At 64.3% G+C, this 11,886-nt stretch carries 11 protein-coding genes; all 11 read right to left on the minus strand.

Going from position 1 to position 11,886, the window contains the following annotated elements:
- Positions 1 to 85: 85 nt before the first annotated feature.
- The gene (locus tag NYR54_RS15175) at positions 86 to 544 is read right to left on the minus strand and encodes a cytochrome c-type biogenesis protein (protein ID WP_261516545.1); all 459 of its coding nucleotides are present in this window, start codon (positions 542 to 544) and stop codon (positions 86 to 88) included.
- Complete coding sequence (locus tag NYR54_RS15180) at positions 544 to 2,529, minus strand: heme lyase CcmF/NrfE family subunit (RefSeq protein ID WP_261516546.1); 1,986 nt, start codon at positions 2,527 to 2,529, stop codon at positions 544 to 546. The genes NYR54_RS15175 and NYR54_RS15180 overlap by 1 nt, the downstream gene beginning before the upstream one ends.
- Positions 2,530 to 2,545: 16 nt before the next feature.
- A complete protein-coding gene (ccmE, locus tag NYR54_RS15185) occupies positions 2,546 to 2,977 on the minus strand; it encodes a cytochrome c maturation protein CcmE (protein ID WP_261516547.1) in 432 nt (143 codons plus the stop codon).
- 7 nt (positions 2,978 to 2,984) lie between these two features.
- A complete protein-coding gene (gene ccmI / locus NYR54_RS15190) occupies positions 2,985 to 4,133 on the minus strand; it encodes a c-type cytochrome biogenesis protein CcmI (RefSeq protein ID WP_261516548.1) in 1,149 nt (382 codons plus the stop codon).
- 111 nt (positions 4,134 to 4,244) lie between these two features.
- Complete coding sequence (locus NYR54_RS15195) at positions 4,245 to 4,670, minus strand: RT0821/Lpp0805 family surface protein (RefSeq protein WP_261516549.1); 426 nt, start codon at positions 4,668 to 4,670, stop codon at positions 4,245 to 4,247.
- 93 nt (positions 4,671 to 4,763) lie between these two features.
- Complete coding sequence (locus NYR54_RS15200; protein ID WP_279327560.1) at positions 4,764 to 6,176, minus strand: sensor histidine kinase; 1,413 nt, start codon at positions 6,174 to 6,176, stop codon at positions 4,764 to 4,766.
- On the minus strand, positions 6,169 to 6,834 hold the full coding sequence (locus tag NYR54_RS15205) for a response regulator transcription factor (RefSeq protein WP_261516550.1): 666 nt from the start codon (positions 6,832 to 6,834) through the stop codon (positions 6,169 to 6,171). Before NYR54_RS15205 ends, NYR54_RS15200 begins: the two co-directional genes overlap by 8 nt.
- Before the next feature lie 51 nt (positions 6,835 to 6,885).
- Positions 6,886 to 7,182 carry a hypothetical protein gene (locus NYR54_RS15210; RefSeq protein WP_261516551.1) on the minus strand — a complete coding sequence of 99 codons (297 nt, stop codon included), beginning with the start codon at positions 7,180 to 7,182 and terminating at the stop codon, positions 6,886 to 6,888.
- Between the two features lie 116 nt (positions 7,183 to 7,298).
- On the minus strand, positions 7,299 to 7,505 hold the full coding sequence (locus NYR54_RS15215) for a hypothetical protein (protein WP_261516552.1): 207 nt from the start codon (positions 7,503 to 7,505) through the stop codon (positions 7,299 to 7,301).
- A gap of 33 nt (positions 7,506 to 7,538) precedes the next feature.
- On the minus strand, positions 7,539 to 11,435 hold the full coding sequence (locus NYR54_RS15220) for a baseplate multidomain protein megatron (RefSeq protein ID WP_261516553.1): 3,897 nt from the start codon (positions 11,433 to 11,435) through the stop codon (positions 7,539 to 7,541).
- A gap of 3 nt (positions 11,436 to 11,438) precedes the next feature.
- Complete coding sequence (locus NYR54_RS15225) at positions 11,439 to 11,870, minus strand: NlpC/P60 family protein (RefSeq protein ID WP_261516554.1); 432 nt, start codon at positions 11,868 to 11,870, stop codon at positions 11,439 to 11,441.
- Positions 11,871 to 11,886 lie beyond the last annotated feature (16 nt).

The following is an 11,886-nucleotide window of genomic DNA, read 5'->3' on the forward strand; positions in this document are numbered from 1 at the left end:
TCGATGGTGGTCGCGGAAAATCACTGGCGCAGCGCGACCATACCGCACAATTTACCGACAGGAAGCTCGAGGCACGCCAAGCGCGCTACTTTTTCAGAATGTCCTTGAGCGCCGCCTCTTCCTCGACCGACAGAGGTGCGGCATGCCGGGCGGAACGCCGGCGCAGCGAGAGGATAACCAAAAGGCCGCCCCCTGCCAGAACGACGACCGGCGTCGCCCACAACAACGCGTTGCGCACGCTGAAGCGCGGCTTCAGGAGTACGAATTCGCCATAACGCGATACGATATAGTTCCGAACGTCCTCGTCGCTGTCGCCCGCCTTGATCCGCTCGCGCACCAGGAGGCGCAGGTCCCGGGCAAGCTCAGCCTCCGAATCGTCAATCGACTGGTTCTGGCAGACCATGCAGCGCAATTCGGCGGAAAGCTCGCGCGCGCGAGCCTCCAGCGCGGGATCGGAAAGAACCTCATCCGGCTCCACGGCCGCAGCCGGACCTGCGAATGCCAGCGCGAGAAGAAAGACGCAGCTGAGCACGCGTTTCCTCATCACGCCTTCTCCGCAGCAGGAACCGGCGCGGACCTGCGCCGGGCAGGCGCGCCCACACGCAGGCGGCGGTCCAGAAGCGACACCGCGCCGCCCGTCATCATGACGAGCGCGCCAAGCCAGATGAGAATGACGAGGGGCTTCCACCAGATGCGGACGACCAGGCCTCCGTCGGCGGTAGAATCGCCTATGGAGACGTAAAGCTGGCTAAGGCCGAATGTGCGGATGCCCGCTTCGGTCGTGGGCATTCCGCGCGCCGTATAAAGGCGCTTGGCGGAAATGATCTCGCCGCGGGCCACACCACCCGCATAGATCGTGAAGACCGCCTGCTCCTCGGTGTAGTTGGGACCGGTGACAGGCCGCACCGCCTCGAAGTGAAGGGAATAATCACCGATCCCGGTCACTTCCGAAGGCCGCATCGTCAGGATTTGCTCCTTTTCCAGCGCCGTGACCCCCACGATGCCGAGCACCGTCAACCCCAGCCCGGCGTGGGCGAGTGCGGTGCCGAACACCGACAGGGGCAAACCGATCAGCCGTCTGAGAGCAACGGAGGACGCAGCCTTGCCGATGCCGCTCTTCAGCGCCAGGTCGGTCAGCGCCCCCAAAATTAGCCAGAAGCCGAGCACCATGCCAAGGGCGGCGAAGGCCGAAGCCCGGTCCGTGATGAAATATGCGGCTAGCCCGCCCGCCGCGGCGATCAGGAACGCGGCCTGAAGCCGCTGTGCGGCGCCAAGCAGATCTCCGCGCTTCCACGAGAGCATCGGCCCGAACGGTACCGCCGTCAGAAGCGGCAGGAAAAGGGGAACGAAGGTGAGATTGAAGAAGGGCGCGCCAACGGAAATCTTGTCTCCCGTCAGCGCCTCGATGAGAAGCGGATAGAGCGTACCCACAAGCACGGTCGCCGCCGCAGTCGTCAGCAACAGGTTGTTGAGGACCAGCGCGCCTTCACGTGAGATGGGATGGAAAAGCCCGCCGGGAGCGAGCGCCGCGCCGCGGAAGGCAAAAAGGGTGAGTGCGCCGCCGATGAAGAAAACCAATATGGCGAGAATGAACACGCCGCGCGTGGGATCGCTGGCAAAGGCGTGCACCGAAGTCAGCACGCCGGAGCGGACAAGGAACGTACCAAGCAGCGAGAGCGAGAAGGTGAGAATGGCAAGCAGCACGGTCCAGATTTTCAGGGCCGAGCGCTTTTCCATGACAATGGCGGAATGCAGCAGCGCCGTGCCTGCAAGCCAGGGCATGAACGAGGCGTTTTCCACCGGGTCCCAGAACCAGAAGCCGCCCCAGCCAAGCTCGTAATAGGCCCAATAGGACCCCATGGCGATTCCGCCCGTGAGAAAAGCCCAGGCGGCAAGCGTCCAGGGCCTTACCCATCGCGCCCATGCCGCGTCCACTCGCCCGTCGATCAGCGCGGCGATGGCGAAGGCAAAGGAGATGGAGAAGCCGACATAGCCCAGATAGAGCAGCGGCGGATGCACGGCGAGGCCGATATCCTGAAGAATGGGATTAAGGTCGCGCCCCTCGATGGGCGCCGGCTCCAGCCGCGTGAAAGGATTTGAGGTCAGCAGGATAAAGAGCAGGAAAGCGGAAGCGATGAGGCCCTGCACGGCCAGCACATTGGCCTTCAGCGTGGGCGGCAGATTGCGCCCGAAGACGGCCGCCAGCCCGCCGAAGAAGGACAGGATCATCACCCACAGGAGCATGGAGCCCTCATGGTTGCCCCATGTGCCTGTGATCTTGAACAAGAGCGGTTTGGCCGAGTGCGAATTTTCCCACACGTTGAGCACGGAGAAATCCGACTGCACATAGGCGGCCACAAGCGCGGCAAAGGCACCGACCACAAGCGCAAGGCCGGTGACAGCGGCAGGCTCGCCTACACGCATCAGCGTTTGGCTGCCAAGCCGCGCTCCCGCGAAGGGAACGACTGCCTGGACAATCGCCAGCGCTAGCGCCAGCACCAGGGCAAAGTGACCGAGCTCGACGCTCATCCGCAGGCCGCTTCCGTCATTCCTGCCACACCCCTTCCTCCATCAGGCGGTCGGCTACCTCACGAGGCATGTAGGTCTCGTCGTGCTTGGCCAAAACCGTATCGGCCACGAAAACGCCGTCAGGTCCGAAAGCACCTTCCGTCACCACGCCCTGACCTTCGCGGAACAGGTCCGGCAGAATGCCGTCATAGACGACCTCGACCGTATTCTCGCTGTCAGTGACGGCGAAACGCACGCGGGTTCCGTCGCCGCGCACGACGGAGCCCGCTTCGACAAGTCCGCCCAAGCGTATTCGCTCGCCTGCCTGCGCCGGTTGGGAAAGAAGATCGGCGGGCATGTAGAAATACGAGGTCCGCTGGCCAAGCGCATAGAAGGTAAGGGCCGCCGCGAGGGCGAGAAAGCCCATGCCCGTCCCGATGATCGTCAGTCGCTTCTGCTTGCGCGTCACGTCGCACCTATTCCTTGGTTCCTAGCCCCAGGCTCGCAGCGAATTCCTCCAGCTTGCCGGCTTCCGCGCTCTGCGGGCCGAGTGCTTCCCGCGCCCGCGCCAGTGCCGCCTCGGCCTCGTCCCGCCGTCCGAGAACAACGAAAGAGCGCAACAGCATCCGCCATCCCTCCGGATCGTCGGGATCCTGCTGAAGTTTCGCATCGAGGCTTGCTACCATGCCTTCGATCATTTCCTGGCGCGCTTCGGACGTCATATCGTCTGCCGCTTCGTCTTCGGCTGCCTTCTCTTCTTCCGATGGGCCGGATGCCGATGCACGGCGCTCGCTGGCTGCTAGGCTTGCCAGTGCCTGACCGGCGGCGACCCGCCAGGGAGAACCTTCTTCCATGCTGGCAGCCAGTTCCTGCCAGATCGTACGCGCCTCCTCCGGATTGCCTTCCTGGGCACGTGCCATGGCAATGAAAAAGCGTGCGCGCGGATTCTCTACGTCGAGCTTCAAGGCCCGGTCGAAAGCGGCTTCCGCATCTTCCGTCACGATGCCGCCGCCGGTACCCACCAGCGCCTCTCCCAGCGCGGCCTCGCGTTCGGCCGTGGGACCGGCGAGGTCGATCACTTTGCGATACGCCTTCGCGGCCTCGTCGTAACGTCCGAGCCGCGCATAGATCGGCGCCAATACTTCCCAGCCGCGCACATCGCCGGGATTGGCAGCTAGATGCGCCTCCGCCCGTGCCACAAGCTCCTCGATCGAGGCCTGCGAAGGGTCCTTCGTCAGTCTGGCCGCGAGCGGCTGCGCGGGCATATTCGGCGAACCCAAAACGCCGTAGAGGCCCCAGCTTATGGCCGGCACGGCCAGGATGGCAACCACGGCAATGACGCGCGCAAGCTTCCCCTGACCAGGCACGCGCGGCGGGCGATCCTCCTCGTTCGCGCCTTTCAGCCGGAGAATGCGGCGTCCGATCTCCGCGCGCGCCTCCTCCGCATCGGATTCGGAAATCAGCCCGCGCTGCACCTCCCGCTCCAGCTCGGCAAGCTGGTCGCGATAGACAGCGAGATCGTGCTCCGCCTCGCTGACGGTGCGCTCCCCTCCGCGCAGGAAAGGAAGCATCACCGCAAGTGCTGCGGCAAGCGTCAATATCGCGGCGAGGGTCCAGAACAGCATGCTGTTCAAATAGCGGTCCTCACCCCCTATGCCAACTCTCGGGCTATGCGTCCTTTTGGCGTTGCAGGCCCTGCCGCAATAGAAGCGTCGAGCCGCCGGTGAGGCACCGGCTCAGTTCAGGAGAGTCCAGCTCCCGTCTTCGTTGCGGCAGGCCGTGCCGCGCGCCGCGCGCGTGGCACCCTCGGCATTCACCGCATGCTCGTAAGACCTGCAGTCCTGCGAACCGACGCGATAAGGCGGCGCAGCCACGACCCTTCCGCTTGAGCCGGAACGTTCGTCGCTCCAGGCCACAGGCTGGCCGGGAGGCGTCTTTTCCAGGGCCACGTATTCCGCATCCACGCCCGCCAGCCGTGCGCGTCGCGACAGGTTGGCCCCCAAATCGCCCATGATCAGCCCACCCCCGACGATGCCGCCGATGGTCTCGCCCGAAGCCTGCTCAGACGGATTAGACAGATCACCGGCAATTCGTGACAGGCCACCGGTCGCGCAACCGGAAAGCATAAGAGCCGCCAAAAGGATAAGGGCAGAACTTCGCATCACCCTCTCGATCCGCTCCTGTGAAAAAGCGCCCGGCGACTATAGATCATGTTTGTCGGAAGTTTGTCCACGAGAGCCCGCTCGCCGGCTCCGTCAGGCGCACGGCAAGGTTGCCACGGCCTTAAGCCCCCCTAGGTCCGATCGCTCCAGACCAAGCCGCCCGCCATATTCTTCAACGAGGTCGACCACGATGGCCAGGCCGAGACCCGTGCCCGGCTTCGATTCGTCTAGACGGCGCCCGCGCTTCAGCGCCTGACGCGCCTGACTCTCGGGTATGCCGGGTCCGTCGTCCTCTATGACCACGAGAAAGCAGTGCCGTCCGCTCTCATCTTGAGATTTCTCCAGGCACAGCCTCACCTTCCCGTGCGCCCATTTCATCGCGTTTTCGAGCAGGTTGCCGGTGATCTCCTCAAGATCCTCCCTTTCGCCGGCGAACACGACCAGCTGATCCGGCATGCTTATCTCAAGCTTCTTGTCAGGGTTGAGCCTCTCGGCCACGCGCGCCATGCGCGCAAGTGTTTCGTTTACGGGGCTCCGCGCCGCCAGCGTCGCGCGCTGGGCGGCCGCCCGCGCGCGCTGAAGATAATGGTCGATCTGCTTCTGCATCGCCGCAGCTTGCGCCGAGATCAGCTCTCCCTGCGCGCCGCCCATCGCGTGCCCCTCATTCATCAGAACCGCCAGCGGCGTCTTAAGGGAATGGGCCAGATTGCCCACCTGAGTCCGCGCCCGCTCGATGATGCGCCGGTTGCTTTCGATAAGGGCGTTGGTTTCCCGCGCTAAAGGCTCGATCTCCCCCGGAAAGGGGCCGGAAAGGCTCTCCGCCGTCCCGGCGCGGATTTTGGCGAGCGCGCTGCGTATGCTTCCAAGCGGCCTCAGCGCCACAAGGATGGCGAAGACGTTGATTGCGACCATGCCAATGCCGAAGACGGCCAGATATGCGAACAGGCGCCGGGTGAATGCGGCGATTTCCTCTTCAAGCTCGCTGCGGTTGCCCATGACGCGGAATCGCGCGATGCGATCGATCTGGTCGAGTACGACTTCCGCTTCGAGAACCTCGATCTCCTCGCCGCCCGGCCCCTGGGCCAGATAGTGGCGCCGGAATTCCCGATCGAACGGGACTTCCGCGGCCGATGGCGAGGGAACGCTGCCGATGAGCGAAGGCGAATGCAGCGGATTGTCCAGCGCTTCGGACACGGGCTCCACCGACCAGTACCACCCCGAAAACGGCTGAGAGAACCGTAGGTCTCCCAGATTGGGACTGCCTTCCAGCCTGCCTGCATCCGTGGCGCTGACGGAGGCGATCAAGTTGAAGAGGTGCGCGGAAAGCACATTCTCGAATCCGCGCTGGCTGACCTGGCGAAATAGCGCGGAGATGACCGTTGCAATTACCACCAGCGCGATGATTGCCCAGATGGAGGAGAACGCCACCACCCGAAAGGTGAGCATGCGGGGCAGGCTCTTGAGCCACGCCCCCATATTCGCAAAGCCCAGTCCCCGTTCAGGCATCCGGATCGCGCATGCGGTAACCCATGCCCCGCACGGTCTCGATGAGATCAACGCCCAGCTTCTTGCGCAGGCGTCCAACGAATACCTCGATGGTGTTGGAATCGCGATCGAAATCCTGATCGTACAGATGCTCAACCAGCTCCGTGCGCGAGACCACCGAGCCCTTGTGATGCATCAGATAGGCGAGCATGCGGTACTCGTGCGACGTCAGCTTCAGCGGCACGCCGTTGATGTCGGCCTTCGAAGCCTTGGTGTCGAGCCGCAAAGGTCCGCAATAGAGTTCCGGCGAGGCATGACCGGCCGCGCGGCGGATAAGTGCCCGGAGCCGCGCCAGAATCTCCTCCATGTGGAACGGCTTGGTCACATAGTCGTCCGCGCCGGCGTCGATGCCTGCGACCTTGTCACTCCAGCGGTCGCGTGCGGTGAGAATAAGCACGGGCATGGTGCGGCCGTCGCGCCGCCACCGCTCCAGAATGCTGATCCCGTCCATCTGCGGCAGACCGATATCGAGCACCACCGCGTCATAAGGCTCCGTATCGCCCAGAAAATGCCCTTCCTCGCCGTCGAAGGCGCGGTCGACCACATAGCCAGCATCCTGCAGGGCCGTGCAGATCTGCCGGTTCAAGTCCTTGTCGTCCTCCACTACGAGAATGCGCATGGGACCGCTCCAGTAGAAATCTCACCTGCCGACGGAAATCATTCGATGACTTTAACGTGCTGGCACAGTCACTTCCATGCGTCGCGGACGCTCGCCGCCGCGGGCAGGCACCAGAACGATAATCCGGCAGACCGTCTGGCCTCCCCGGTTCTCGGCCTGTGCGCCCGCCAACGTCCCGCCCTGCTGTGCGGCAACCTGCTGGCCTATGGCAAAGCAGTCGGGCGCTCCCTGGGCAAGCAGAACCTGCGCTCCGGCTGGAGGCTGTTGACCCAGCAGAAAGCCAGCCGTCAGGGCGAGCGCAGCTAGTGTACTCGCCAGTTTGAAGATGATGGAGTGGACCTGTTTCATAAAGCCTGTCTAGCGCAGCCGGGCTGAATGGGGAATGAACAAATGTTTCGAAACGTGAGCGCATCCTCGATCGTGCACAGCGCACGGGCGGACTTGGCCCGCCCGTGCGCCGGACCTTACACAATACGGCTCACGGCCTTCAGCCTCCCGACGAGGGCAATCAGGCCGGAAAGCGCCGTCACTGCCTGCAGGATTGTCTCGACAACCGCCTGATTGTCCAGATTCTCCACCGGCAGACCCATGAGACCGCCGACTCCCGCCACCATGGTGACAAGCGATGCCCAGATGGTGCGCGAAAGATACCAGGGCTTTGTGTCGCTCATGCGCATGCTCCTTTCAGTTCTGTTGAGGGAGTGTCAGGAAAGATGGATGGTTCGCCGCGCCGCGATTCCCGCTCCTGCGACGGCGCTTATCTGGCGCACGAACACCTCGATCGCCTCAGGCGGCTGGGAAAAATCCTCCGCCTGCATGTCTTCCGTATAGGTCCAGGATGGCGCCTCGCTGGTCGCCGAACGGACCACGGCGCCACCCGGCGTGGCGACCTCGATGCGGTAAAGCTCCCGCTCCTCCCCGAGCGGAATCTCATCGGCAAGCCAGCTATCGGCGTTGATCCGCCCGCGCCGTATCCAGGTAAAGTGGATATCTCCGTCCTCCTTGCGGACACGCAGGTGAACCGGAGAAAGCGGCAGGAGAGCCCGCACACCGCCGGTCACCCCCTGCGCGAGCAGGAAATTCTCCTCCGAAATATCAGCGCCCGCCGGGCCCACCCGCCAGTTAAGCTCAAGCCCGATTTCCTCGGCCCTGAGGCCTGCCGAACGGACGGCCTCATCGAGCAGAACAAAATCGGCGCCTGCCGCCGCACCGGCCCGCATGGCGTCATCCGTCCCGAGCTGTCCGCGCAGCAGCCTTGAAAGACGCCAGATCGACGGCGCCATTTCTTCCACGGCCTCGAACTGGATGATCTCCCATGCCCCCGCGAGGGATTTCACCGCAACGGCGTTCGCGCCGTTGAGAAGCTGGGCACGCGAGATGCCTTCAAGCTCCCCATCATAAAGGCGCACCGTCAGCGTTGCCGAGCGGTCGATACGGCCCAGAACGCGCCCCGGCGGCAGGACTTCTTCGAGGATTCCCATCACGGCCCGGCGATCCAGGACCGTCCGCAGGGTAAAACTGCTGTCTTCCGGCGAGGCCAGAACCGCCTGTCTGCGCCAGGGGACCCCACGCGCCGCCAGCCGGAATTGGTCTTGAGGTGCTTCTTCACCGGGTCGCATCGGCAAATCCAGAAACAGCACATGCGGCTTGCTTAAGACGAATCCCTCGCCTCTATCGCTGATACCCGCCATCTCGGGCTCCGGCGCAGGGGCATCGGCCGCACGCACGATGCGCCGGGCGTTGACGCGTCTTGTCACGCCGTCCTGGATTTCATTGACGAGATAGTCTGTTGTGCTGCCCGGCAGGCGTATGATGCCGCCCAGCTCCAATTTCTGCTCGCTGGCAGGCACGGAAAAGATCACCCGCTCGCGCCCATCCCATTGCCGGCGCAGAAACGCGCGCAACAGCCTGTTGGCTTCACCGATGGAGAGCACGCCGGGGAAGCTGAGATACGCCGTTCCCGTCCCCTTCGCCCCGATGTGGTCAGTAGCCACTGTCGCGGACTGGTGCTCGTTCATCACGTCGGTGAAATCGAGATGCGCCGCCGCCGGCAGCGTATGGTCCGGGTCGCGCGTCCGCTCCACTGCGGCGCCGTTTTCTTCAAGCACCAGCTCCTCAAGCTTCAGCGCCTCTCCTTCCGCCGCGCCTTCGGTGAGAAACACCAGCCCTTCGCCATTCTCCCGCACGCTGATCCCAAACAGGGTCGTGAGCGGCGCAAGAGCAGCCCGCGCGGTGGTCGGATGACCGACCACGTAGCCGGACATCATTCCATCCGCCATGTCCGTCTCGGCCGGCGGCAGGCCATGGTCGGCAAGAATCCCCGCAATCAGGGCACTCGCCGAAATCCCGCTCAACCGGCCGTTCAGCCAGTGTCCGCCGGTCCAGTTGCCGCTGTCACCCCAGACATCTCCATTGAGCGGATAGGCGGGGAAGGGTCGCGCGTCCCAGGCCCACAGCGTGATCGCATCCGAATCCACCATCGGCCCGCCATAGACGGGCGAGACCGGATTGGCCTCCGGTCCGCCCTCCTCCCAGTGGCGGTAATGCGCGAGGAGGAAACGGTACTGCGCGAGGTCCGAGCGCCCGCCCGTCGAGAAATAGGGATTGGCGCTCTCGGACGATTTCGGGTCCGGGAAAAGATTGGGCTGGTTCGGCCCCTTGTCGATGGCCGGGCAGCCAAGCTCGGTGAAATGAATGGGCTTCGACTTCGGTAACCAGGCCGTGGGCGTTGCCTCCTCCACGCCACCGACACGGTTGAAATGCTGGTTCGACCACCAGCTCACAAGATCCTTGTAGCGGAACACCCACGGCTTTCCGTAGGCACCGTCCGCAATGGGCGTTCGCACGCGCGCCACGCGGTCGGACTCGGTCGCATAGTACCAGTCGAAACCCTCGCCGGAGACGATCCCCCTGCGAAGCCCCTCGATATCGTAGGGGCCGGCAAACCCGTCCGGATTGCCGCCGCCCGCATCCTCGTCGCGCCAGTCCGAAAGCGGCATGTAATTGTCAATGCCGACGGCATCGATGGCCGGGTGCGCCCACAGGCTGTCGAGATGGAAGAAGACATCGCCCGAGCCGTCCGCCGGCTGATAGCCGAAATATTCGCTCCAGTCCGCCGCGTAGGTGATCGTCGCCCCCGCCCCGAGAACGGAGCGGACCTCGTTTGCAAGCTCCTCCAGCAGCTCCACAAAGGGAAACCGGTTCTGATCGTCTCTCAGCGTCGTCAGGCCCCTCAGTTCAGACCCGATGACGAAGGCATCAACTCCCCCTGCAGCTTTGGCCAGATGCGCATAGTGCAGCAGAAACCGCCGGTAGCTCCATTCCGTCGCCGGGCCGGTAAAGCGGATCGTATCGCCGGACGCCGCAAAATCGGCAGGGCCTGCCGTCCCCGCCAGCGCTGCGATCTGCGCCCGGATGGCCGCGCTCTTGTCAGGTGCACCGGGCCTTCCGGGCGCGGGAAAGCATGTGATGCGCCCACGCCAGGGATAGGCCGCCTGCTCCGTACCGCCATAAGGGTCGGGCAAGGCGTTGCCCGATGGCACGTCCATCATGATGAAGGGATAAAGCGCCACCTTGAGCCCGCGCTTGCGGATTTCCCGGATCGCCTGCTTCACAGAGAAATCCGCCGGCGTTCCGCCATAGGCTGCCCGCCCGCTGCCGTCCCGCGAGACGACCACGGCATCTTCCCGGGAGACGCCTGAAACCAGCCAGGGAATGGATAGGCCCATGCCGCTCCCTTCCGCAACCATCGGCCGGATCTTGCACTGCCCTGCTCTCAGATCATTCCCGAACCAGGAAACCACCAGCGAGATGCTCTTGAGGTTGGGGCAGAGCATCTGCAGCTCGTCCAGCGAGGCTTCGAGATCTGTGGCGGCAAAGCGCACATGCCTGTTCATAGCCTCCGTCTCGCCGGGTGATTTCTGCCGCCGCACCAATGTCGTGGCCAATCCGTACTCCGTTGAGCCCGGAATGAGCGCGACGGAGCGAATGCGGCCGTTGAGCTCTCCGGCAGGCCGGATGACCTCGAACTGGAACTGCGGAATGCGCCGCCCGTAGTCGTCGATGGGAAAGCGCTCGATCACCACATAGGCCGTGCCGCGATAGGCGGGCGCATTGCCTGCCCCCTGCTTCGCTTCGATGAGCGGATCGACCGGCTGGTCCTCTGTTCCCCTGTAGACGCGGATCTCTACAGCATTGCGGTCGATCTCCCGGCCATCGGCCCAGATCCGGCGCACCCCGGCAATCTCGCCCTCGCAAAGCGCGAAGGCCGCGTTGGCGAAGTAGGAATAGGTGGTCACCTTCGGGCCGCCTTTTCCGCCCTGTCTCTCGGTGGTACTCACCTCCTCAAATCGCGTGGCCCAGATGAGCGTGCCGCTCGTCCGCATCGTCCCGTAGATGCGAGGCAGCGGGGCGCCGTCCTCCGCGGTGAACGCGGTGGCCGTGCGCAGCCTCGGCCCCTCGTAGCGCTTGGTCGATTCGATCAGCGCCCGGTCGATCATGTAGCCGGCCACGGCGCCCGCCGCCGAGCCTATGGCCGAACCGACAGCGCCGAACGCGCCGCCGAGAAACGCCCCGGCAGCTTGCAGAACGATGGTCGCCAATGTTCAACCTCTCGATGCGGGAAACGCAAAAACGCCGGCGATCTTCCGGCGCCATTGGGGCACGAGCGGCGAGACGAGCACGCCCTGCCCCTCATAGGCATGGATGAAGGCGGCGCCTTCAACCATGATGCCCGCGTGCTTGGCAGGCAGATGCGGCCTCCAGCGGAACAAGATGAGACGCGCCTGCTCCAGCTTCCCGTCCTCGCAGGGAATGAAATGCCGACGCGCCGCCTCGAAGAGCGGCTCGCCGCCGGACGTCTCCACCCAATCTTTGCTGTAGGGCGGCGTTGCCTCCGGCTCCCTGCCGTAGAGCGCGCGCCACACGCCGCGCACGAGGCCAAGGCAGTCGCACCCCACCCCTTTCCGGCTCGCCTGGTGGCGGTAGGGCGTGCCGAGCCAGCTCATCGCCTCCGCCACGACAATGTCCGGCGGCATGCATTCCGCGCACCCA

The sequence above is a fragment of the Chelativorans petroleitrophicus genome, from assembly GCF_025398195.1.
GTDB classification, from domain to species: domain Bacteria; phylum Pseudomonadota; class Alphaproteobacteria; order Rhizobiales; family Rhizobiaceae; genus Chelativorans; species Chelativorans petroleitrophicus.